Source organism: Undibacterium sp. Ren11W, assembly GCF_049340485.1.
Classification (GTDB): domain Bacteria; phylum Pseudomonadota; class Gammaproteobacteria; order Burkholderiales; family Burkholderiaceae_D; genus Undibacterium.
The window spans coordinates 216,378-239,919 of the sequence record NZ_JBMPPB010000006.1; the positions used below are offsets into that span (position 1 = coordinate 216,378).

Consider the following 23,542-nt stretch of genomic DNA (forward strand, 5'->3'; position numbering starts at 1 on the left):
TCCTGTAGCCGCCCGGTCTGGATAGGGGCTACAGGACGGGCGGGCCAGGTTTAGACTTGGGCTTCGACGGCATTTTTTTCTACCGACATTTTTTGACAATGCGGGCAGGATTTACCTTCTACGTACCAAGGTGAAATTTGTTCGCGTGGCGTGACGACAGCGCGGCAGGCGTAGCACTGGGTGGTATCGGTGGCTTGCAGTTGTGGATTGAGTGCGGTGCGATAATCAAACACAAAGCAATCGCCATGATAATGTGCGCCGCCGACTTCTTCGAAGTACTTCAGGATGCCGCCTTCGAGTTGGTAGACGCTCTCGTAGCCGACATTTTGCATGTGGATCGCAGCCTTCTCGCAGCGTATCCCGCCAGTACAAAATGTGACGACGGTTTTGTCATTCAAGGCATCGCGATTGGCTGCTATGACTGCCGGAAACTCGGTAAATTTAGTAATCCGATAATCTATCGTGTTATCGAAACTGCCGACATCGACTTCAAAATCATTGCGCGTATCCACCATCACCACCGTTTTGCCATTGTCGTCATGACCCTGGTCTAACCAGCGTTTTAAAGTGTGGGCATCGACCGATGGTGCGCGGCCATCTTCTGGTTTGATCAAAGGCATGCGCATGGTGATGATTTCGGCTTTGAGCTTGATCAGCAACTTGGTAAACGGCTGGTGATCTGACAGACTTTCCTTCGCGACCACATCGGCGAAACGCGGATCGGTATGCAGCCATGCCATATACGCATCGATCTCGTGGCGTAAGCCAGCCAGAAACATATTGATACCTTCAGGGGTCAGCAAGACCGTGCCTTTGAGGTTCAGTTCTTCACACTTGGCAATAAATTCAGGACGTTTTTCGGCGGTATCGTCGAAGGTGATGAATTTATAGGCGGAGATATTGACGTAATTATTCTCGCGTTTAGGTGTTGCAAGATCAGCGGAAGTAAGGGCAGAGGAGGGCATGTGAAATTCGGTAAGGTGTATAAGTCTTTGATTCGACAGCATTATAAGCCAAAACCCTAGCTCTGCGCCAGAGCCAGCAGCAAGCACGAAGTAGTGGATTTTTCGCTGCCAGGAATAAATTAATTTTTAAGACGCAAGTCCTTGCCAACGACAGAGCAAAAATACCTGGATGTCAAAACACTTTTTGCGGTGCGCAAACATGCAGACAGGCGCTAAATTTCGACTCAACACGGTAAAATAGCGGGATGAACACAGAACTCACACTTTCTAGCAATCCGGCTGTTGCCAGCGCCGTAGCAATAGTAAAAAAATCGCCGCAATTCGTCCACCTGCGTTTGCACTCCGAATATTCTATCGTCGATGGTTTGGTACGTATCGATGACGTCGTCAAGGCCGCCGCCAAAGACATGCAAGTCGCCTTAGCCATGACGGATCTGGCAAATTTGTTTGGTTTGATTAAATTTTATAGAGCGGCGCGTGGCAAGGGCATTAAGGCGATTGCCGGTTGCGATGTCTGGATCACCAACGAGATTGATAGAGATAAGCCTAGCCGTTTATTATTACTGGTAAAAAACCGTGCCGGTTATTTGCAGCTATGTGAATTGCTGGCTCAGGCTTGGTTAGAGAATCAACATCGCGGCCGCGCCGAACTGAAGTTCGAATGGCTACAGGCGATTTTTGAAAAAGGCGCGGAGCCTGGCCTGATCGTTTTGTCAGGCGCGCATTTTGGCGATGTCGGTATTGCTATCGATAACGGCAATCTGGAATTGGCCGAGTCGCATGCGCAGCGCTGGGCCAGCATCTTCCCCGGACATTTTTATATAGAGATACAACGCGCCGGTCAGCCGAATATGGAGGCGCATGTGCGGCAAGCGGTGACACTGGCGCATAAGCTGGGCTTGCCGGTCGTCGCCACTCACCCGATACAATTTATTCACAAAGAAGATTTTACGGCGCATGAAGCGCGCACCTGTATTTCGGAAGGCGAGATGCTGGCCAATGGACGACGCGTGCGGCGTTTCAATGATCAGCAATGCTTCAAGACCCAGGATGAAATGGCGGCCTTATTTAGCGATTTGCCAGGCGCTTTGCAAAACGCGGTCGAGATTGCCAAACGCTGCAATCTGACCCTGGTGTTGGGTAAACCTCAGTTACCGGATTTCCCTACGCCAGACGGCATGAGTATTAACGATTTTCTGGTGGCAGAGTCGAAAAAAGGTCTGGAATACCGGCTCTCGCAGATTTTTTTGAATGAAGAAAAGCGCGAGCAAGTTCGGCCGCGTTACGAAGCCAGGCTCAAGTTTGAGACCGACACCATTATTAAAATGGGCTTTCCCGGTTACTTTTTGATCGTTGCCGATTTTATTCAATGGGCTAAAAATAACGGCGTGCCGGTAGGCCCAGGACGCGGATCTGGAGCTGGTTCGCTGGTCGCGTACTCGCTGTTGATTACCGATCTCGATCCGCTCCAATACAATTTACTGTTTGAGCGTTTCCTTAATCCTGAACGCGTCTCTATGCCCGATTTCGATATCGATTTTTGTCAGGAAGGGCGCGATAGAGTCATCCAATACGTAAAAGATCGCTACGGCAAGCAAGCGGTGTCGCAGATTGCCACTTTCGGTACCATGGCTGCCAAGGGCGCGATCCGCGACGTCGGGCGTGTGCTCGATTTTGGTTATATGTTTTGCGATGGCGTCTCCAAGCTGATCCCTTTTAAACCGGGTAAGCCTGTGACGATTGCCGAGGCCATCATCGAAGAGCCTTTGCTGGCCGAGCGTCAGGAAAACGAAGAAGAAGTAAAAACCTTACTCGATCTGGCGCAGCAGGTAGAAGGCATTACCCGCAATATTGGTATGCATGCCGGTGGCGTGATTATCGCACCGGGTAAGCTCACCGATTTTTGCCCTCTGTACACTCAGGGCGGCGATTCCGGCGTGGTCTCGCAATACGATAAGGATGATGTGGAGGCCGTGGGCCTGGTGAAGTTCGACTTTTTGGGACTGACCACACTGACCATTCTTGATAGAGCGGTGCGCTATATCAAGATGCTCGATCCAGCGCAGGCCGATTTCGATCTGGCGAAATTGCCGCTTGATGATAGAGGCTCGTATGAACTGCTGACCAAGGCGAAAACAGTCGCTGTGTTTCAGCTGGAAAGCCGCGGCATGCAGGGCATGCTAAAAGATGCGCGCCCCGATCGATTCGAAGACATTATTGCGCTGGTAGCTTTGTATCGCCCGGGTCCTATGGATTTGATCCCAGATTTTTGCAAACGTAAGCACGGCGAAAAGTTCGATTACCCCGATCCTCGTACCGAAGGCATTTTGTCTGAAACCTACGGCATCATGGTGTATCAGGAACAGGTTATGCAGATGGCGCAGGTGGTGGGTGGTTACTCACTCGGTGGTGCCGATATGCTACGCCGTGCCATGGGTAAGAAAAAAGCCGAAGAGATGGCCGAGCATAGACAGATTTTCCGTGATGGTGCCGCCAAAGATGGATTGGGCGAGCAAAAGGCCGACGAAATTTTCGATTTGATGGAAAAATTCGCCGGCTACGGCTTTAATAAATCGCATGCCGCCGCCTATGCCTTATTGTCGTATCACACCGCGTATCTCAAGGCGCATCATCCGGCCGCGTTTATGGCAGCGAATATGTCGCTGGCGATGGACGATACCGAAAAAGTCAAAATTTTAGTCGAAGATGCGATCGATATCTGCAAGCTGAAAATGCTGGCGCCTGACATCAATGAATCGGAATACCGGTTTATCCCGGTCGGCGAAATCGGCAAGAAAGCCACGCAGATCCGTTACGGGATGGGCGCAGTTAAGGGATCAGGACAAAATGCGATAGAAAGCATAGTCGCAGCGCGTAAGGCCGATGGCCCATTTAAGGATTTGTTTGATTTCTGTAAGCGCGTCGACAAGCGCCAGGTGAATCGTCGCACCATAGAATCCTTGATACGGGCCGGTGCCATGGATTGTCTCAAGCAAGACCGCGCGGTGTTATTGGCAACCGTTAATTACGCGCTGGAAGCGGCAGTGCAGTTTGATGCGGCGGCCAACCAGGTCAGCCTGTTTGGCGACGACGACGACATGATACCGCCGCCCGAATACATCAAGGCCGAGGTCTGGTCTGATCGCCAGCGCTTGCTGGAAGAAAAATTAGCGCTGGGCTTTTATTTTTCCGGCCATCTGTTTGATGCGTATGCGCCGGAGGTAAGGCAATTCGTCAAGACCACCCTAGCCAAGCTCGATCCCTCGCGCGATTTGCGTTTGCTGGGCGGTGTGATTTCTGGCGTGCGTACCCAGATGACGCAGCGCGGCAAGATCTTGATCGTGACTTTGGATGACGGCACCGCCACGGTCGATGTGACGGTGTATAGCGAATTGGCGGACGAGTACAAGAAAATTTTTAAGGAAGACGAATTTCTGGCGGTGCTGGGCAAGGTCTCGGAAGACCGCTTCTCGGGCGGCTTGCGGATTACTGCCGAAAAAGTCATGGATATAGGTCGCGCCAGGGTGCAGTTCTCGCAAGGTCTACGCGTGACGTTGACTGATAATGCCGAGCCGGTAAAACTGGCCGAGGTGCTCAAACCGCATTTGAATCAGGATGGCTGCCCAGTCTTGATACGCTACCAAAATCTGGATGCCAGTGCCGAGTTGTATTTGTCGGATCAGTGGCGGGTGAATCCGGATGATGAGCTCAGACTCAAACTGGGGCAGTGGCTGGGACGTCAAAATGTACAGATAGAATATACCTGATGATGACTACCGCAAATAATCAAAATCAACTGCGGACTCAGTCGTCCTGGCGGGCCGCTTTGCCGCAACAGGTGCTTAGCTGGCTACCCCTGAGTTTGTTTTTTCCGGTTGGCGTTATGTATGCTGGCGTCTTGCTATTCGCACTGAGCCTGCTGATCTCAGGAGATTACGCGCACAAATGGCAGCGCATCAAAGCCAGCCCCATGCTGTTGCCGGTGCTGGCTTTGAGTGCGGTGACTATCGTGGTGGCGTTGTTTCAAACCAGACCAGTTGGCGAATTTTGGTCAGCGTTTTGGCATTATCAGACCTACTTGTTTTTACTGCCGTTTTTGGCAGTGGGCACCGGTGTCGTGGATGGGAAAGCCGGATGGCAGTCACGCGCCCAATTGGTATTCTTTGGCGGCGCGATTTATGCCGCTACGTTATTTTATCTGGGCGCTGCCGGCTTATTGCCACCGACTACTCTGTTCCGTAGTTATGTGGTGTACGAAGGGAATAAATCGATCTTGTTGGGGATCTTGCTGGCGATCAGCGCTGGCTGGATGCTGCATGCATGGCGCTGGCATAAGGATCATCAACTATTGCGCTTGTTGGCGCTGGCCTATGTGGTGCTTGCCTTGCTGTTGTTCGCTAAAACCCGTACCGCCAGCCTGATTTTTGTTTTGCTTTGCGCTCTCATCTTGTTGCGTAATCTGCGACTTAGCTGGCGCAGTATGCTGGCCATCGCTGGGTTGGGCTTACTGCTGGCCGCGGCCGTCCGTTATGTCGCTAGTTTGCCGCCACCGGCCACCTGCATCACCAAGCTCATGGTAAGCGAACAGCACCTCAATCCCGGCTCAATTTTGCTGCAAAGGGGCATCTGTACCGTGCATCAAATTCGCGATTTTAATCAAGGCAAAAAAATCGCTGAAGATGGCATGCGATTGGAAATTTACCAAGTCACCGCCGCTATCATTGCAGAAAAACCCTGGACAGGTCACGGTATAGCCAACTGGTTACTGATCTATAGGGAGCGTGCCAAAGGCATGATGAGTGAGGCCATGACCACGCCGCATAATGACTATCTACTGTATAGCACCGAACTGGGTGTGTTTGGCTTGCTGGCATTGGTATGGATTTTAAGTCAGCAATTGTGGGTGGCTAAGCAAATGGAACATAGCGAGCATCCCGAGCGCGCCATGTTATTGGCGATGTTGGGCGTAACGATGATCGTTGGCGCGATGTTTAACGCCATACTGCGCGATGGCGTGTTCGGCATGGCCTTCATGATCTTGCTGGCGATACCCTTGGCGGGTGTGGGTAAGAAACTCAAGTAGTAGACGTTCCCAAAAGTGATTGCGCAGTATCCATGCGGCCTGCAGGCCTAAAATGGCTGGAAAGCCGCATGGATACTGCGCAATAGAATTTAAAATGTGTACGTGCGCGCTGTATCCTGCGAAGGGTTGACAGCTGGCAATCTCAAGTAATCTCAAGTATTAACAACGGAAGCAATGAATAAACTTACTCTAGCCATCTTTCAGCGCCTGTGGCTCTCGATGCGTCAGCATCAACAAAAATTGTGGATCAGTTTGATCACCATGCTTGGTACCGCCCTGACCGAAGTCATGTTCCCTCGGGTGCTGGGCTATTTGCTTGATCATGGATTTAAAGGCGAACATACCACACTGGCCTTATGGAAAATCCCGGCCGCTATCATCGGCATATTTTTATTCCGCGGTATCTGCACCTTTACTACTAGTTATATGATGAGCTGGACCTCGACCCGCCTCCTGAATGATTTGCGGGCGCAGATTTTCGCCAAAATACTCAGCGTGCCAGTGCAGTTTTATCAGTCCGAATCGAGTGGGCGCATCATCAATACCATCATGACCGAAGCGCAGCAAATCGTCGACATGGTGAAAGTGTCGATCACGACCTTGATTCGTGATTCTCTGACCGTCATTGCCTTGCTGAGCTTTTTGCTCTGGCGTAACTGGCGCCTGACGCTGGTCACGCTAGTCTTGATACCAGCGATGGCTTACCTGGTGCGTAGCGTCAGCAAGCGTTTACGCAGGCTGAATAAGGATCAGCTCGATGTCAATGGCGAACTGACGCAAGTGATAGAAGAGGCAACCCGCGCGCATCAGGTGATACGCATCTTTGGTGGCCAGGACTACGAGCAACAACGTTTTGACGCCAAGAATGAGAAGCTGCGCGGCTTCACCATGAAGACCACGGTCGCGGTTTCCTCCACCACGCCGGCGACACAACTGTTAGCCGCCATTGCGGTGGCGATCGTGATTATGCTGGCGGTGGTGCAGGCCAAGTCAGGTGCGACCACGGTCGGTAATTTCGTTGAATTTATTACCGCCATGATGATGCTACTGACGCCGTTGAAACATCTGGCGGATTTGAACGGACCTATGCAACGCGGTCTGGCGGCGGCCGATTCGGTGTTCGGCATGATCGATGCACAAGGCGAGCAAGATAGCGGTCAGGCTTTGCAAGCCCGCGCACTAGGCAAACTGGAGTTCGTGCACACGCGTTTTACGTATCCGCAGCAAGAACAAGCGGCCTTGTCGGATATTAATCTGTGCATACAACCGGGAGAAACCATCGCCCTGGTCGGCATGTCGGGTGGCGGCAAGACTTCGCTGGTGAATCTGGTACCGCGTTTTTATAGTCCGGACTCCGGCGCTGTGCTGCTCGATGGCGTCTCGCTGCAAGATATTTCTTTGGCCAGTCTGCGCGAGCAGATCGCCATGGTGGGGCAGAACGTCATTTTGTTTGACGACACTATTAGCGCGAACATCGCTTATGGCGATGCCCAGCCTGACCCGGCCCGTGTTGAAGCCGCGGTACAGGCAGCGCACTTGAGCGAGGTGGTGCGCGATCTACCGGAGGGCCTGGCGACCACGATAGGCGATAACGGCATGCGCCTCTCCGGCGGCCAGCGTCAACGTCTCGCCATCGCCAGAGCAATCTATAAAAATGCGCCTATCCTGATACTCGATGAAGCCACTTCGGCGCTCGATAGCGAATCTGAACGCGCCGTGCAAGAGGCGCTCGATGAATTGATGTTAGGTCGCACCACCTTAGTCATCGCACATAGGCTCTCGACTATCGAGCGCGCTAGCCGCATCGTGGTGCTGGTCGACGGTGCCATCGTCGAGATCGGTAGTCATACAGAATTGTTAGCCAAAGAGGGCGTGTACGCCAATCTGTATCGTTTGCAGTTTGCCGGATGAGCCTCAAGCTCAATACGGATCTGATCGCTATGAAAAAAACCAAAGCTTTGCTGGAAACTGCGGCCGGCGTCGCCTTACCCGAATGGCAGACATTGCAAGCGTCGTTTCAGCTGCAGGCGTTTAGTAAAGGCGAGGACGTGTTCGCGCCCGGTGAATGGCAGCCGTATCTGTATGTGGTGCGCAGTGGCATCGTCAAGCTGACCTACCTGAGCGAAGACGGTCAGGAGTGGATTAAATCTTTCATCGGCGAGGGCGATTTTTTTGCCTGCCCGAATGTCCTGATTGCCGGATTAAAAACCGATTATTTCGCCACCGCTGTGGAAGACTGCTGGCTAGAGCAGGTTGATTACGCGCAACTCAAGCAATTGATGTTGCGTTACCCGGACTGGCAGAAAGCCACCCATCAGTTGCTGGAGTGGCATATCGTGCGTAAGGAGCAGCGTGAACGTGAGCTATTGACGATGTCACCGGAACAGCGCTATCAGTCTTTTTTAAAAACCTATCCGCTGTTGTCAGAGCGCATACAATTGCGCGATGTGGCGCATTATCTGGGGGTGACGCCGGAAGCGCTAAGCCGGATACGCAAGCGCTTACGGGCTGAAAAAAATTAAGCACTCTGCCAGCACGCAATCTACATGCGGCTCGCAGCAGTGATAGGCTGAAAAGCCGCATTCAAACAGCACTGTGTTACTGTAAATGGCCGAGCGCGGAGCTGGTTGAAAGATGTGTTCGGCACGTGCCTGGGACAATCCCGGCAGTATCGAAGTAGGCACTAAGTATCTGGCTCACATCCTGAAGAATAAGCCGTTCTCGAAAAATAAACCCTTGAGACGTTTGCGAAATAAGGCGATGGCAGCAGCTAGCATTACGACAATCAGATTAAAGCCAAAGATTTTTCTGCCACCAAGATCGACAAAGGGAGTGGCATTGGACGGCATGGTGGCCGCGTTCATGCCGTGATCGTATCGTGCGCCTATCACTTGTCCGGCGTCGTTAATCGCATTGGTCAGGTACAGACTTTTCCCAGCCGGGTGCAGAGCCATTTTATTATCCCGCCAGACGAAGCTTAAACGCATATCTGCACTATCAACCACCCCGACCACGTGGCCTTCGTTATTGATGCCCGTGGCGTAGCTGTTGCCAAAACCGATTTTGTTGCCCAGATCTATCATCTGGGTTCCGTCATGAACAAAGGCATGCAAGCGTCTGTCTTTCGTTTCCGAAGAGCCAACTACCACACCCTGGTCATTAATTGCAGTCGCCGAACTGTAGCGCCCACCCAGGGTGCCAAGGTCTGCCATGCCTGTGGTCTCGTCGTATAAAAAGGCGTGACGCGAACCATCGCTGGTTGTCGCCGTTCCAACCACTTTCCCTAGATTATTAATGCCGCTAGCGTAGCTGACTTTGCCACCCAAGGTGCCCAGATCTTTCAGTGGCTCACCAGGCGTGTATAGGAAAGCATGCCAGTCACGATTGGCGGTATCAGAAAATCCTACCGCCACGCCAGCGTTGTTGAGTGCCATACCATAACTATTGGGCCCCCCTAATGTGCCGAGGTCTTGCATGCCACGGCCACGAATGAAAGCTCGCCAAGTCTGGCCTGTTTTGGAAGAGCCGACAACCTCACCTTTGTTATTGATATGATTGGCTTCGCTTTCGGTTTCGCCCGGTATTTCAAGCTTAATCAGTTTGCCGTTTTCAAAAAACACGGCATGTGGCGTCCCATCCTTTTCCTTGATTACCGCTGCCACCTGCCCTGCCACATTCATATCGTAGGCGATAGATTCGCCATATTGTTTCGACTCTATACCCAGTAAATGACTCGTCGCAGCAGCATTGTTACCAATTAGAACAAGCAGAGAGAAACAATTACGCAAAGCATTATGCATACAAGTATTCTTTCGATAGGAGTTTTTTCGTTGAAAATTTCTAACGAATATACAGGATGCTTAATTATCAATAAAGATAAATTGTTGTTAATGTAGTTATTGTTGTTGTGTAATATCAACTACCCGTTTTGTACGCACGAGCATGATTATCTATTTGATTTATAAGGGTAAATGATTTTATTGCGGCGACGGATGGAATAACGGGGTTAAGTTCTAAAATTCCAATATCTTTAAATTACATTTTCGCAGCGTGTACTGCATGATTTAGCGTCAAGGAAACGGCTAATGTGGGGCTGCTTGCATATTACCTGGATTGGACGGTCATCTAGCTCCGCCTAGCTGAACACGCATATTCCATGCGGCTCGCAGCAGTGATAGGCTGGAAACCCGCATGGAATATGCGCGCTGGGCTAGGCGATACTTATTGCTGTGATCTAAAAACGCTGCAGTTCAGGGCTCCAGCACATAGCTGCCTGGTGCTATGCCTAATTCAGTATGTTCTTGCGGGTAGCGGGCTTTGATTTGCTTGGTTGATGAATGTTGAGCCAGCCATTGCTGCCAGTGAATCCACCATGAGCCCGGTTCGGTTGTGGCCGCCCTTAGCCATGCCTCCGGCGCGCTGTAATTCTTGCTGCGCGCCTCTGCTGGCAGATACTGATAACTGCGGCGCGCGTGACCTGGTTCTGAGACGATGCCGGCATTATGGCCACCGGAAGCGAGCACAAACTCTATCGGTGCATCGCTGAGTAAATTGATTTTATACACAGAGCGCCATGGCGATACATGGTCACGCGCCGTACCCACCACAAACATCGGCACGCGCAGATCGTTGAGTGCGATGGCCGCGCCATTGACTTCGTAACGTCCCTCGGCCAAGTCGTTATGCAAGAACAGATGTTTGAGATATTCGCTATGCATGCGATACGGCATGCGGGTCGTATCGGCATTCCATGACATGAGATCGTTGGCTGCAGTGCGGCTGCCTAACTGATATTCGCGCATGATCTTAGACCAGACCAAATCTCGCGAATTAAGAATCTGAAACGAGCCCGTCATCTGGTCGCCATCCAGATAGCCTTTTTCCCACATTTGGGCGTCTAACATGGCTAACTGACTTTCGTCGATAAACAGGCCTAGCTCACCGGGCTCACTAAAATCAGTCTGGGCGGCCAGTAAGCTGACGCTTTTGATGCTGGCACGACTAGGTTTTTGTGCCGGACTGGCTTCTTTCGCGAGTGCCGCAGCCCCCATCGCGAGTAGCGTGCCACCCAGACAATAACCAACAGTATGTATTTCTTTATGCGTCAGTTCGGCTACTTCGGCAAGCGCAGCGAACAGGCCGCTACTGAGGTAATCCTGCATGCCAAGGTCGCGTGCTTCTTTGCCTGGATTTTTCCAGGAAATCATGAACACGGTATGGCCTTGCGCCACCAGAAAACGCACCATGGAATTATGCGGAGACAGATCAAGGATGTAATACTTCATGATCCAGGATGGCACGATCAGTATTGGTTCTGCGTACACCTTATTGGTTTGCGGTGAATACTGTATGAGTTCGATCAGATGATTGCGAAACACCACTTTGCCAGGTGTGATGGCGACATCACGGCCAACTTGATACGCCAATTTTTTGGTTCCGGCATGGCCGCTGGCGTCTGTCGTCGCGTTCAACTCCAGGCCCTGATCTTGCAGCCAATGCGAGGCTCCGGATAGTAGATTTTTGCCACCCGTTTCTACGGTGGTCTGCAGCACTTCCGGATTTAACCATGGCAAATTCGAGGGCGAAAACATATCGAGCATTTGTCGCGAAATAAAATTCACGACATATTCGTGATGCGCCGACATGCCGCGCACACCGGTAGTGGCGGTCTGCCAAAATTGCTGATTTTTTAAAAAGCTGCCGCTGATGAGGTTGTAGGGCCAATTGTTCCAGCTAGTATGGGCGAAGCGTGTGTCGGCATCGGCTCCTGATTCCGAACTGGCAGGCGGGGTAGCAGGCAGGCTGAGCGTACTTGGTTTTTGCAGTAAAGCGAGCAATTCCATTTGTTTGCCAGGTGAGGCTGCCAGATGCATGACCCAATCGACAAATGCCAGAGTCACGCTGGTGGGCGAGACGCCAGCGGTGAATTTAGCGATCTGATTGTGCAGCAACATATCCAGAGGATTAGGCTCGGCTTCGTCGCCACTGAGGTAGCAGATGTGATGCGCAGGCACCGCATTGTGTGCATGCACTTCGACTGCGCTGCTTGGTGGCGTCATGGTTTTGCTGTTCATCTGCGATTCCTCATTGATTATTCTTCATTGTGGCGAACAAGTCATGCATACGGATTGATCCGGATCAATTCAATTGTGCAATTGCAGCAATACACTCAGTGTACCTATTTTTGTCTGACCATGATGAATCCTCTACTTACTTACTTTGGCGCTCATTTTGATGCTCATATTGATGTGTCTGCTCACGCACGTCGTGTTTTCTTTCATCGCTTGTTACGTAAACGGTGCCAGCATTCAGCTATATTTTCAGTGAAAAACACTCACTTACTCAAGAAAATAAGACGAAATGCAGTAAGTTTGATTTGCATCAATCTTTTTTGTTGGCCGCAAGTTTCTATCGCATCCGAGACCCTTGAACAAGCTTGGGTGATCGCGCTGCAACGCGATCATACGCTCGCTGCAGCACAGCAAAAAGAACGTGGCGCAGCACATCAAGTTGCTGCGGCACAAGCCAATTATTTACCGAAACTGGCCTTGGATGCTGGTTATCTCAGAACCGAGTCGGAACCTGCCGCCAAAGTGAATATCCCAGCCTTGCCTTTCTTAAAAGGCGCGGTGCTGCCATTCGCCCAAGATGGCGCGTATTTCGGCGGGGTGTCAGTGTCCGCTCCGCTGTATACCGGAGGCAAAATATCGTCCGGGGTAGGAGCAGCACAGGCACAGGCTGAAGCGGTGCAGGCGCGTAGCCAACTCAGTAAAAGTGAGCTCAAGCTGGCGCTGGCACATGCGTATATCATGGTCTTAAGAGCCGAGCACGCTGTCACTGTCGCGAATAGTCATGTCGCGGCGGTAGCCAGGCACGTGAGCGATGTGCAAGCTTTGTTCAATCAGGGCTACGTGGCGCGCCACGACTTATTGGCATCGCAGGTAGCGCTGGCAAATGCCCAGCAACTTGCTCTTCAAACCGACAATGGACTTGCCATGGCGCGCGCCGCGTATAACCGCTGGCTAGGCCGGCCGCAAGACGGTATGGTCGATATTCTCGATATCGGTGTCAGCAGCCAGCAAGCCGCGAGCGGCGATCTGGCCAGCTTGCTGAGTGCCGCCGATAGCCAACGCAAAGAATTGCAGGAACTAGATCAGCAAAGTCTGGCGTATAAAAAACAGGCGGCCAGTGTGGCGGCCGGCCATTTGCCACAAATTGGCATCAGTGCTGGCTGGAGTAAATTGGAAAACCGTTATCTGGCCGAAGACAAAGGTTGGTGGGTCGGCGTGGTGATGAAGTGGGAATTGTTTGATGGAGGCCTGATACGTCATCAGGCGGCGCAATTGAGTGCCACCTCGCAGGCGATACAGGAAATGCAGGAGGACACCAGAGAACGTATTGCCTTGCAAGTGCGGCAGTCGTGGCTGGCGCAGCAGGAGGCGCAAGCGCGTATGGCGCTGGTCGGCAAGGCCAGCGAGCAAGCCGACGAAACCCTGCTGCTGGCGCGTGAACGTTATCGCTCGGGTCTGGCGCCGAACAGCGAGGTACTGGATGCCGAAACCCGGCGTTTGCAGGCTTATTCAAATCGCGACAATGCTATTTACGACCGAGAGTTGGCACGTCTGCAGTTGCAGTATGCCAGCGGCCAACTATAATATTTTTCGAGAAATATAATGCAAACAAACATACAAGACAAACGTAAATGGTTAGGCCCTGGCCTGTTGGGGTTGGCCTTGGTAGTCATCGTGGGCGGATTTTTTTATTATCTGGCTCAGAGTAAAAAATTACCAGAAGGCCTGATCGCTGCCAGCGGCCGCATAGAGGGCGAGCGTATCGTGGCTGCCGCCAAATATCCGGGGCGAGTCGTGACCATTATGGCTAAGGAAGGCGAGACTGTCCGTGCCGGCGCGGTAGTGGCGCAACTGGAAGATACGACGTTTCAGTCCAGAGTGGAGCAGGCCAGGCAGGCGCTGAACGGCAGTGAAGCGCAATTGCGTGGCGCGCAGGCGGCACTCGACGTTACTCAAAAAGAAGTGCCGATGGCGATCAATGGAGCGCAGGCGGCGGTGAGTCAGGCGCGGGCTATGTCCGGCAAGGCTAGTGCGGTAGAGTTGCAGGCACGCCGCGATGCGCAAAGACATAAAGACTTATTTGAGCGTGGGGTGATAGAGCGCCATCGTTACGAACAAGCTGATCTTGCCTGGCAAGTGGCGCAAGCCGATCTGAAAGCGGCACAGGAAAGCGTTAGCCGGGCACAGCAAGGCGCTTTGCAGGCCGGTCTTGGCGGTGATAAAGTCAAAGCCAAACAACAGGAAATCGGCGCCTTGCAGGCGCAGCGAGAACGTGCGGTTGCCGCCGTAGCTGAGGCCAATGCGATCTTGGGCGATCTGGTAATCAAGGCACCCGCTACCGGTGTGGTGCTGGCGCGTTTGCGCGAGCCCGGTGAGGTCGTCATGCCTGGTAGCGCGATTCTCGATATGGTTGATCTGGATGCCCTGCATCTGAAAGTGTATGTGCCTGAATCGAAAATCGGCCAGCTGCGTCTGGGTTTACCGGTGCGCATTTACATCGATGCGCAGCCCGATCAATTTTATACCGCAAAAGTCAGTTTTATCGCTTCGCGTGCCGAATTTACCCCGAAAGAAGTACAGACTACGGATGAAAGGGTCAAGCTGGTGTATGCAGTGAAGCTGGCGATAGATAAAAATCCGGATCACAAGCTGACACCGGGTTTACCAGCTGATGCGGTAATACGCTGGAAGGACGATGCCGTCTGGCAAAAGCCTAGCTGGAAATGAGCTGGTTTTTACCTCCGCTGAAAGCCGCGCTGGCGTTGCCGCCTACCGACTTGGAGAACGGCCTTGATTTGGTGGTGGACGCGCAGGGTTTGTTCAAGCGCTACGGTGCCAGTCTGGCGATGGATGGCATCAATTTGCAAGTGCATTCCGGTGAAATTTATGGCTTGATCGGCCCCGATGGCGCAGGTAAGAGTAGCCTGCTGAAAGCGGTGGCCGGAGTATTGGCGCACGATGACGGTGATTTGAGGGTGTTCGGCTGTTTGCTCGACACTGAACGCGCCTGTGAACAGGTCAAGGACAGGATAGGTCTGATGCCGCAAGGTCTTGGGCAAAATCTGTATGGTGATTTGTCGGTAGAAGAAAATATCGATTACTTCGGTGGCTTGCGTCTGCTGACGGACGAACAGCTGAGTAGCCGTAAGGAAGCCTTGTTGCGTAGTACCAGGCTGGAGCGTTTTCGCGATCGTCCCATGAAAAATCTGTCGGGCGGTATGAAACAAAAACTTGGGCTGGTCTGCACCCTGATCCACGAGCCCAAGTTAGTGATCCTTGATGAACCCACTACCGGAGTTGATCCGGTATCGCGTCGCGAATTCTGGAGCATTCTGGCGCGTCTGCTTAAGGAAAAAGGCATCACGGCCCTGGTCTCTACGGCCTATATGGACGAGGCCAGTCGCTTTCATAGTGTGTCACTGATGCATGCCGGTAAGATACTCGCCTCCGGCGATCCTGAGCAGATCAAGACCATGGCCAGTGGTTGCATCGTCAGCACCGTGTGCCAGGACGCAGCGCAACAAGTAGAGGCGGTAAGGCGTCTGTCTGCGCAATTTCCGCAGATGGAAGTGTTGGGGCAAGACCTGAGAGTTTTTGTCGATGATGCTGATGCAGCTAAGGCACAGGCCGCGGTGCAGGTTTGCCTGCAAGGACTAGCACAAAGCGCGACCGAGGTGCTAGAACCGGAACTGGAAGACGTGTTTATCGCCTTACTGCGGCAACGCAAGCTTAGCGAGAGCAATACAGATGCCGAGCCAGTTGCGCTCAATGATAGCGCCTTGCACCGCCATGCCGATAACGGCGCGGCGATCGAGGCGGAAAATCTGAGTCGTACATTTGGCGAGTTTAAAGCGGTCGATCAGGTCAGCTTTAGCGTGCCGCAAGGCGAAATTTTTGGCTTGCTGGGGGCGAATGGTGCAGGTAAGAGTACCGTGATTAAAATGCTGACGGGAATCCTCAGCCAGACTGAGGGTAAAGGTCGGGTTGCCGGTGCAGATATGCGCACTGCCGGCCGTCAGATACGCGAGCGTATCGGCTATATGTCACAGGCATTTTCGCTGTATCTCGATTTGACGGTGCTGGAAAACATACGCCTGTACGCCGGCATCTACGGTCTGACGCGTCAGCAAACCGCAGAGCGTATGGACTGGATACTCGACATGGCAGGGCTGCGTCCTTTCGGTAAGGCGCTGGCGGCGAGCTTGCCTATGGGCTTGAGGCAAAGGCTGGCGCTGGGTTGCGCCCTGATACATAGACCCCAGGTCTTGTTTCTCGATGAGCCTACTTCCGGTGTTGATCCTTTAGGGCGACGCGCGTTTTGGGACGTACTATTTCGTTTGTCCCGCGAAGAAAACGTGACTATTCTGGTGACCACCCATTACATGTCGGAAGCCGAACATTGCGATCATATCGCCCTGATGTATGCCGGTCGCGTGGTAGCCGACGCATCGCCGGATCAGCTCAAGCTGGATGTGGAACAAGAGGCTGGAAAATTGTATGAGGTGCATGTAGCGCAGGCGGCGCTGGCACCGCAGGTGGTCGAGAAGCTGCAGGGCGCGGGTTTTGGCTCTGCCGCCTTGTTCGGCGCGCGCGTGCATGTTTTGTTGCTAGACCCTGAGCAAGAGTTGCCACGGGTTCATGCTGCTCTGCAGGATTTGCAGATACAGAAAATTTTGCCTAAACGGCTATCGATGGAAGATGTCTTTGTCCACATCGTTACCAAGCTAGAAGCGGCCGACGCCAAGGCCAGAGGAGAGCAAACATGAACTTACGCCGGATACGGGTAGTTGCTTACAAAGAGTGGCGCGAGATCGTACGCGATCGCTTATTTTTCGCTTTGGCGTTTGTGGTGCCGTCTTTGCTGATGCTATTGTTCGGCTATGGTTTGTCGCTGGACGTGGAAAATATACCTTTGGCCATTGTCGACTACGATCAGTCCGTGCAATCGCGTGACTACGCCCACAAATTTACCGATTCGCGTTATTTCTCTTTTCAGGGTTACGCGCAACGTGAACAGGAATTAGAAAAGCTGGTGATCGACAATAGCCTGCGTGCGGTGATTATCATCCCGCCGCGTTTCGGCGAAGATCTGCGTGCCGGGCGTTCGACCTCGGTGCAAACTTGGATAGACGGTACCTTTCCGTTTCGCGCCCTGACTGCCAAAGGCTATGTCACGGCGATCAATGCGGCGATCAACCTGGATGCCTTATCCGCGCATTTTTCCGCCTTGACGGGAGCTAGCCGCGACAGCATACGCGCTGCCTTACAACCGGTGCGTATGGAAACCCGCTACCTGTATAACCAGGAAGTGAAGAGTATCTGGTCGATCGCGCCTAAGCTGATCATGGTGATCCTGATGCTGTCGCCGCCGTTTCTGACCGCGCTGGGAGTGGTGCGCGAAAAGGAGTCCGGTGCAATTTATAACGTGTACTCCTCGACCTTGTCGCGTGGTGAATATCTGATCGGCAAGCTGCTGCCGTATGTCGCGATCTCGGTAGTGAACGCTTGTGCCCTGACGGCGTTTGCTTTGCTACTGTTTGGCGCGCCTTTTAAGGGCGATCCCTTGTTCTTTTTGTTGTCTACCATCCTGTATGTAGTGTGTACTACAGGCATAGGTTTGCTGGTGTCTGTGATGGTGAATACCCAGGTGGCGGCGATGGTGGGAACGGCGATAGTGACGGTGGTACCGGCGGTGCTGTATTCGGGCATGATCATACCGATTCCGTCCTTGTCTGCCGTGGCTAGTGTGATCGCCCATTTGTTACCAGGCATGTATTACGCGGAGATTGCTATGGGCAGTTTTCTCAAAGGCGTGGGCTTTGCATCGCTATGGCTAGACCTGCTGATACTGGCGCTGTATGCCACTGCTTTGTTTACGGCAGGCTTTCTGGCGTTTCATAAACGTCCTAACACTTGATGCTTGCGGAAGCTAGGAAAGGACCATATGGGATTTATCGTTGACCGGATTTGGTGGAGCCGCCTGCAGGCCATGATCTGGAAAGAGTTATTGCAGTTGTTGCGTGATCCGATATTGCTGGTGTTTGTCATGTATGCGTTTTCTGCCGATATCTACAATGCGGCTTCGGGGGTCTCGTTTCAGCTCAATAATGCGGCGCTGGTGTTGCTGGACATGGATAGGAGTGCCGCTTCGCGTGAGTTGGCGGGGCGTTTCATGCCGCCGGAATTTCACTGGTCGGGCGCGATACAACACGCTACGCAAGGACAGAAATTACTCGACGATGGCAAGGCCATGGCGGTGCTGGATATCCCGCCTGGCTTCGGTGCGGCTTTGGCGCGTGGCGAGGGCAGTGCAGTCCAGTTGCAGATAGACGCCTCCAATTCCGTCCAGGGCTTTTTAACCTCGGTCGATGCAACCCAAATCGTTGCCAGATTTGGTCTGGAACAGGCAGCAAAACGGCTAGGCGTCGGTCTTGGTGATACCGGTTCTATTGATGCGCCCATCATCAATAATCAATCACGCGTCTGGTTTAACCCAAATCAGAACGATGCCTGGTTCATGGGTATCTCAGAATTGCTTAATGTGATCACCTTATTTGCGATGTTGCTTCCAGCCGCTGCTATGGTCAGGGAAAAAGAGCGTGGCACCATAGAGCAATTGCTGGTATCACCCCTTTCCCCCTTGCAGATCATGATGCCTAAAATTATCGCGATGGTGGCGGTGATTTTAGGTGGAACCGCACTGGGCCTGTTTGGTATCCTGGTGCCGTTATTTGCTATTCCTATACAGGGTAGTCTGTTGCTGTTTTTTGCGCTTACCACGCTGTATACCTGCACGCTGGCTGGCATCGGTATCCTGATTGCGACGATGACTCGCAATATGGCGCAGGCTGGCATGATGGTAATCCTGATTCTGGCACCGATGATGTTTCTGTCCGGTGCCTGGACTCCGCCGGAAGCTATGCCAACCGTAATGCGCTGGGGGATGTATGTTTCACCCCTGTATTACTATATCAACGCCAGTTACGGCATTCTGATGAAGGGTGCGGGCCTGGCAGTACTATGGCCTATGATGTCTGGCATATTCTTGATCGCCGTATTGGTCAGTAGCGCCACCATCATGCGCTTTAAAAAACAGTTTGGCTAATGCTGAAAGTGACGATGTTAGATAATAATTGTGCATACCTCAATGAGCTTACCGACCAAGCTGGCGATCCGTCTAGAATCTGCGGTAAATTTTAGACAGTCTAGAAATTAAATAGTTAAATAATTACATAAGGAATACTCCATGAACGATGAAAAAAAATCTGATGGCATAAGCTCGAATGAGTCACAGAATCTGATCGTTAATGTGATCTATGACGATATTTATCTGGGACAGACAGCGACCCAAAGTCGCACCTTGAGCCAAACGGATATTCAGGCATTTGCGACGGTTTCCGGCGATGTTAATCCGGCTCATCTGGATGCCGAATACGCCAATCAGACCCTGTTTCATGGGGTGATTGCGCATGGAATGTGGGGCGGCGCTCTGATTTCGACCGTGCTGGGCACGCAATTGCCCGGGCCGGGAACTATTTACCTCGAACAAAATCTGCATTTTGTGAAACCGGTCAGGATAGGCGATACCCTGACTATTTCGGCAACCGTTACCGCCAAAGATGATGCAAAAAAACGGGTCACCTTAGATTGCCAGATCGTTAATCAACATGGTGAGCAAGTGGTATTTGGAAACGCGCTGGTGATCGCGCCGACCGAGCGTGTAAGCCGCTCGCGTACCCATCTGCCCACCATGACCATGTTCGATCTGGGCGCACGTCAGGCGGCTTTGTTAGCTAGCGTACGACAACTGGAAGCAGTGCGCTGCGCGGTGGTTCACCCATGTGATGCAGACTCACTGCAAGGTGCCCTCGATGCCGCCAGACAGGGTTTGATTATTCCTGTGCTGGTGGCGCCACTGGCAAAGCTGGTTGCAGTAGCGCAGGAGGCACAACTCGATATCAGCGGTTTTGAGCAGGTCGATGTCGCACATAGCCACGCGTCAGCCGATATGGCGGTTGCCATGGCGGCTGACGGTCGAGTCGAGGCACTCATGAAGGGCAGTCTGCACACCGATGAGCTGATGCGCGCTGTCGTAAATTGCGCCGCCTTGCGCACCAAACGCAGGTTATCCCATGTGTTTCATCTGGACGTGCCGATGTATCACAAGGTTTTGCTATTGACCGATGCTGCGTTAAACATCACACCGAATTTATTGGAAAAGGCCGATATTCTGCAAAATGTGATCGATCTGGCGCATGTCCTTAACATCAATGAACCTAAAGTGGCAATTTTATCGGCGGTAGAAACCATTACCCCGCAAATTGCCTCGACGATCGACGCTGCGGCCTTGTGCAAGATGGTACAACGCAAGCAGATTACCGGGGCTATTGTCGACGGTCCGCTGGCTTTTGATAACGCAATTTCTGTTGAGGCGGCGCGTATCAAGGGTATCGATTCTCCGGTTGCCGGTCATGCAGATATCTTGATGGTCCCTGATCTGGAATCGGGCAATATGCTCGCCAAGCAACTCGATTATCTGGCCGGTGCATCGAGTTGCGGCGTAGTACTGGGGGCAAGGGTGCCAATAGCGCTGACTAGTCGTGCCGATGGCGCCGCGTCTCGGGTGGCGTCAGCTGCCTTGGTAAAGCTGCTGGCGCATCATTACCGTAAGCTGGCACCGTAAGCCTATTTGCCTCCGGCTACTGTACAGATAAGGTGGAATATAGTGCTTGCTCTTGATTTCTGAATTACAAATAAAAAAACCGGTTCCCTTGAAAGTGAATCCGGTTCTTAGCGATAAGTACTTTTCAGACTTACATCAGAATAATGTCGTACTGTTCTTGATGGAATACATTTTCGACCTGCAGAGAAATCGGTTTTCCTATGAAATCGCCGAGCATCGCCAGATGTTGCGATTCTTCTTCCAGAAACATATCAACCACCACTTGTGACGCCATGATGCGAAATTCACGTGGGTTGAATTGTTTCGCTTCGCGCAGTAATTCTCTTAAGATTTCATAACAAATCGTACGTGCAGTTTTGACTTGGCCTTTGCCGACGCAGGCAGGGCAGGTCTCGCAGAGCACATGGGCCAGCGATTCGCGGGTACGCTTGCGGGTGACTTCAACCAGCCCTAATGCAGAAAAGCCCGAAATCGATAGTTTGGTACGGTCACGCGACAGTGCCTTATTTAACTCTGCTAACACGGCAGTTTTATGCTCTTCATTCTCCATGTCGATGATGTCGAGAATGATGATGCCACCTAAATTACGCAGGCGTAGTTGACGTGCAATTGCGTGTGCTGCTTCCAGATTTGTCTTAAAGATGGTGTCGTCAAAATTGCGTCCGGCCACAAAACTACCGGTGTTGACGTCTATCGTCGTCATTGCTTCAGTTTGATCGATGATCAGATATCCGCCTGATTTCAGATTGACCCGGCGACCCAGTGCCTTTTCAATTTCTTCTTCTACGCCATACAAATCAAATAGAGGTCGTTCGCCTGTGTAGTGCTGCAATTTGGGTAGCACTGAAGGTGTATAGGTTTTACCAAATTCGACCAGCATCAAATGGTTTTCTCTGGAGTCGACCTGGATGCTGTCAGTCTCTTCATTGACGAAGTCACGCAAGACGCGTTGCGCCAGATTTAGATCTTGATGCAGTAAGCTCGATGGTGGCCGAGTCTTGGCCAATTGCGTAATGGTGGACCAGGTACGGCGTAAATATTCGACGTCGGATTTCAGATCTTGGTCGGATGCGTCTTCCGCCATGGTACGTACGATGAAGCCACCTTTTTCATCTGGTTGCTGTAAAGCTTTTACTTTGTTGCGCAGGGCTTCGCGCTCAGCCTCATTTTCGATTCTTTGTGAAATGCCTATGTGGGAATCTTGTGGCAAATACACTAGCATACGTCCTGCGATCGATACTTGGGTCGAAAGCCGCGCACCTTTAGTGCCGATAGGATCCTTCACTACTTGTACCGTGACCGATTGCCCATCGTAGAGTAGTTTTTCTATCGGTGTCAGCGGTGTATTGCTGCCGTTGCCGTCTTGTGAACGTGCATCCCAGATGTCTGCAACATGTAAAAAGGCAGCGCGTTCCAAGCCTATGTCGATAAATGCCGATTGCATACCCGGTAGTACCCGTACTACTTTGCCCAGGTAGACATTGCCCACCAGACCACGCGATAGAGTACGTTCTATATGGAGTTCTTGTACTGCGCCTTGAAAAATGAGGGCGACACGGGTTTCTTGCGGAGTGATGTTGATGAGGAGATTTTCGCTCATAAATTAAAGAATTAGGGGAGTCGGATACCTGCCTGTCGTAACAAAGCAGTCGTCTCAAATAGAGGTAAGCCCATGATGCCAGAATAACTACCGCTAATGTGAGAAATATAACGAGCGGCTATCCCCTGTATGCCGTAGCCACCGGCTTTATCGTAGGGTTCTTGAGTTGCGCAATATGCCTGCAATTGTTCTTCGGATAAAGTCGCAAACGTGACTTCAGATGCCTGCGTGCAGTGTAAATTTTGGTCTTGATAATGTACCGCCAGGCTAGTGAGTACCTGGTGGGTTTGCCCCGAAAGTTGTCTAAGCATGGCGAGAGCCTCTGCTTGGGTAGCAGGTTTTCCGAGTATCTGTTGACCCAGCACTACTGTGGTATCTGCTGCCAGTACGGGGCGCAGTGGTAGGTGCCGCATTTGCAGGATATTCCATGCGGTGCTGGCTTTTTCCTGGGTGACTCTGGCAACGTAGATTTCCGGTAATTCGCCAGGCAAGACTAGTTCGGTGACATCCGGTCCGCGTGGTAGAGTATCGCGTAACAGTAGCAATTCAAAATCTATGCCAACCTGACGGAGCAATTCACGTCGACGAGGGCTTTTCGAGGCCAGATAAATTTTATTTGGGGCGGGAAACATATGCCCTCCTGCAAAATATACTGATAGTTAAGATCATACTCTATGATAGGGATGATTTTGTGTGATAGACCAGGCACGATACAGCTGTTCCGCCAGCAAGACTCTGACCATTCCATGTGGCAAGGTCAGGCTGGAGATGCGTATTAGCATATCCGCTTTGGCTTTGAATTGAGGATCTAAGCCATCGGCACCACCGATCACAAAGACGACGTCACGTCCGTCTTGCTGCCAAGACGTCAAATGCTGTGATAAAGCCATAGAGGTAAGGTCTTTACCATGCTCGTCTAAGGCGATGATGCGGGCATTCTTGGGAATCACCGCTTCGATTTTGGTGCTCTCCAAAGCCATCACGGTCTCTGCTGTTTTGCTGCCAGAGCGCTCTATAGGTTTGATTTCTTTGATATGGACACGGCATTCTGCGGGCATACGTTTGACGTATTCCTGATAACCGGTTTCTATCCAGGAAGGCATTTTGTGACCAACGGCGGCGATAATAAGCTGCATGGCG

General features: G+C 52.0%; 16 protein-coding genes. 10 read left to right on the top strand and 6 right to left on the bottom strand.

Annotation, left to right across the window (positions count from 1 at the left end):
- Nucleotides 1–50 precede the first annotated feature (50 nt).
- Entirely contained in the window at nucleotides 51–965 is a 915-nt protein-coding gene (locus ACO0K8_RS15150; RefSeq protein WP_422947491.1) for a sulfurtransferase, read from the bottom strand.
- 245 nt (nucleotides 966–1,210) lie between these two features.
- Between ACO0K8_RS15150 and dnaE the strand changes: the two genes are divergently transcribed.
- From dnaE to ACO0K8_RS15170, 4 genes are all read left to right on the top strand, one after another.
- The gene (dnaE, locus tag ACO0K8_RS15155; RefSeq protein ID WP_422947492.1) at nucleotides 1,211–4,732 is read left to right on the top strand and encodes a DNA polymerase III subunit alpha; all 3,522 of its coding nucleotides are present in this window, start codon (nucleotides 1,211–1,213) and stop codon (nucleotides 4,730–4,732) included.
- Nucleotides 4,732–6,048, top strand: a complete 1,317-nt coding sequence (locus tag ACO0K8_RS15160; protein WP_422947493.1) for an O-antigen ligase family protein — start codon at nucleotides 4,732–4,734, stop codon at nucleotides 6,046–6,048. Before dnaE ends, ACO0K8_RS15160 begins: the two co-directional genes overlap by 1 nt.
- Nucleotides 6,049–6,222: 174 nt before the next feature.
- Nucleotides 6,223–7,959 (top strand): lipid A export permease/ATP-binding protein MsbA, encoded by a 1,737-nt coding sequence (msbA, locus tag ACO0K8_RS15165; RefSeq protein WP_422947494.1) that lies wholly within the window; start codon nucleotides 6,223–6,225, stop codon nucleotides 7,957–7,959.
- 29 nt (nucleotides 7,960–7,988) lie between these two features.
- Entirely contained in the window at nucleotides 7,989–8,570 is a 582-nt protein-coding gene (locus ACO0K8_RS15170; protein WP_422947495.1) for a Crp/Fnr family transcriptional regulator, read from the top strand.
- A gap of 174 nt (nucleotides 8,571–8,744) precedes the next feature.
- On the opposite strand, the gene ACO0K8_RS15175 is transcribed toward ACO0K8_RS15170, so the two are convergent.
- Together ACO0K8_RS15175 and ACO0K8_RS15180 are read right to left on the bottom strand one after the other, a co-directional pair.
- Complete coding sequence (locus tag ACO0K8_RS15175) at nucleotides 8,745–9,848, bottom strand: HAF repeat-containing protein (protein WP_422947496.1); 1,104 nt, start codon at nucleotides 9,846–9,848, stop codon at nucleotides 8,745–8,747.
- A 450-nt stretch (nucleotides 9,849–10,298) separates the two neighbouring features.
- A complete protein-coding gene (locus ACO0K8_RS15180) occupies nucleotides 10,299–12,122 on the bottom strand; it encodes a PHA/PHB synthase family protein (protein ID WP_422947497.1) in 1,824 nt (607 codons plus the stop codon).
- Nucleotides 12,123–12,371: 249 nt separating this feature from the next.
- Here ACO0K8_RS15180 and ACO0K8_RS15185 point away from each other — a divergent pair, with 249 nt between their 5' ends.
- The 6 genes from ACO0K8_RS15185 (at nucleotide 12,372) to ACO0K8_RS15210 (ending at nucleotide 20,802) form a co-directional block, all read left to right on the top strand.
- A complete protein-coding gene (locus tag ACO0K8_RS15185) occupies nucleotides 12,372–13,703 on the top strand; it encodes a TolC family protein (RefSeq protein ID WP_422947498.1) in 1,332 nt (443 codons plus the stop codon).
- A gap of 18 nt (nucleotides 13,704–13,721) precedes the next feature.
- Nucleotides 13,722–14,846, top strand: a complete 1,125-nt coding sequence (locus tag ACO0K8_RS15190; RefSeq protein ID WP_422947499.1) for an HlyD family secretion protein — start codon at nucleotides 13,722–13,724, stop codon at nucleotides 14,844–14,846.
- The gene (locus tag ACO0K8_RS15195) at nucleotides 14,843–16,885 is read left to right on the top strand and encodes an ATP-binding cassette domain-containing protein (protein ID WP_422947500.1); all 2,043 of its coding nucleotides are present in this window, start codon (nucleotides 14,843–14,845) and stop codon (nucleotides 16,883–16,885) included. Before ACO0K8_RS15190 ends, ACO0K8_RS15195 begins: the two co-directional genes overlap by 4 nt.
- Complete coding sequence (locus ACO0K8_RS15200; RefSeq protein WP_422947501.1) at nucleotides 16,882–18,036, top strand: ABC transporter permease; 1,155 nt, start codon at nucleotides 16,882–16,884, stop codon at nucleotides 18,034–18,036. The genes ACO0K8_RS15195 and ACO0K8_RS15200 overlap by 4 nt, the downstream gene beginning before the upstream one ends.
- Before the next feature lie 27 nt (nucleotides 18,037–18,063).
- Nucleotides 18,064–19,224, top strand: coding sequence for an ABC transporter permease (locus ACO0K8_RS15205; RefSeq protein WP_422947502.1), 1,161 nt, complete (start codon nucleotides 18,064–18,066; stop codon nucleotides 19,222–19,224).
- Nucleotides 19,225–19,365: 141 nt separating this feature from the next.
- A complete protein-coding gene (locus tag ACO0K8_RS15210; RefSeq protein ID WP_422947503.1) occupies nucleotides 19,366–20,802 on the top strand; it encodes a bifunctional enoyl-CoA hydratase/phosphate acetyltransferase in 1,437 nt (478 codons plus the stop codon).
- A 130-nt stretch (nucleotides 20,803–20,932) separates the two neighbouring features.
- On the opposite strand, the gene rng is transcribed toward ACO0K8_RS15210, so the two are convergent.
- The 3 genes from rng to rlmH are packed head-to-tail and all read right to left on the bottom strand — an operon-like array spanning nucleotide 20,933 to nucleotide 23,538.
- The gene (rng, locus tag ACO0K8_RS15215) at nucleotides 20,933–22,402 is read right to left on the bottom strand and encodes a ribonuclease G (RefSeq protein ID WP_422947504.1); all 1,470 of its coding nucleotides are present in this window, start codon (nucleotides 22,400–22,402) and stop codon (nucleotides 20,933–20,935) included.
- Nucleotides 22,403–22,413: 11 nt separating this feature from the next.
- Complete coding sequence (locus tag ACO0K8_RS15220) at nucleotides 22,414–23,034, bottom strand: Maf family protein (RefSeq protein WP_422947505.1); 621 nt, start codon at nucleotides 23,032–23,034, stop codon at nucleotides 22,414–22,416.
- A gap of 33 nt (nucleotides 23,035–23,067) precedes the next feature.
- Nucleotides 23,068–23,538 carry a 23S rRNA (pseudouridine(1915)-N(3))-methyltransferase RlmH gene (gene rlmH, locus ACO0K8_RS15225; RefSeq protein WP_422947506.1) on the bottom strand — a complete coding sequence of 157 codons (471 nt, stop codon included), beginning with the start codon at nucleotides 23,536–23,538 and terminating at the stop codon, nucleotides 23,068–23,070.
- Between the last annotated feature and the right edge of the window lie 4 nt (nucleotides 23,539–23,542).

Coding starts and splice junctions, on each gene's coding strand:
- msbA (WP_422947494.1), top strand. CDS start 6,223: ATGAATAAACTTACTCTAGCCATCTTTCAGCGCCTGTGGCTCTCGATG.
- ACO0K8_RS15190 (WP_422947499.1), top strand. CDS start 13,722: ATGCAAACAAACATACAAGACAAACGTAAATGGTTAGGCCCTGGCCTG.
- ACO0K8_RS15180 (WP_422947497.1), bottom strand. CDS start 12,122: ATGAACAGCAAAACCATGACGCCACCAAGCAGCGCAGTCGAAGTGCAT.
- ACO0K8_RS15195 (WP_422947500.1), top strand. CDS start 14,843: ATGAGCTGGTTTTTACCTCCGCTGAAAGCCGCGCTGGCGTTGCCGCCT.
- ACO0K8_RS15205 (WP_422947502.1), top strand. CDS start 18,064: ATGGGATTTATCGTTGACCGGATTTGGTGGAGCCGCCTGCAGGCCATG.
- ACO0K8_RS15175 (WP_422947496.1), bottom strand. CDS start 9,848: ATGCATAATGCTTTGCGTAATTGTTTCTCTCTGCTTGTTCTAATTGGT.
- ACO0K8_RS15200 (WP_422947501.1), top strand. CDS start 16,882: ATGAACTTACGCCGGATACGGGTAGTTGCTTACAAAGAGTGGCGCGAG.
- ACO0K8_RS15220 (WP_422947505.1), bottom strand. CDS start 23,034: ATGTTTCCCGCCCCAAATAAAATTTATCTGGCCTCGAAAAGCCCTCGT.
- rng (WP_422947504.1), bottom strand. CDS start 22,402: ATGAGCGAAAATCTCCTCATCAACATCACTCCGCAAGAAACCCGTGTC.
- rlmH (WP_422947506.1), bottom strand. CDS start 23,538: ATGCAGCTTATTATCGCCGCCGTTGGTCACAAAATGCCTTCCTGGATA.
- ACO0K8_RS15210 (WP_422947503.1), top strand. CDS start 19,366: ATGAACGATGAAAAAAAATCTGATGGCATAAGCTCGAATGAGTCACAG.
- dnaE (WP_422947492.1), top strand. CDS start 1,211: ATGAACACAGAACTCACACTTTCTAGCAATCCGGCTGTTGCCAGCGCC.
- ACO0K8_RS15160 (WP_422947493.1), top strand. CDS start 4,732: ATGATGACTACCGCAAATAATCAAAATCAACTGCGGACTCAGTCGTCC.
- ACO0K8_RS15150 (WP_422947491.1), bottom strand. CDS start 965: ATGCCCTCCTCTGCCCTTACTTCCGCTGATCTTGCAACACCTAAACGC.
- ACO0K8_RS15170 (WP_422947495.1), top strand. CDS start 7,989: ATGAAAAAAACCAAAGCTTTGCTGGAAACTGCGGCCGGCGTCGCCTTA.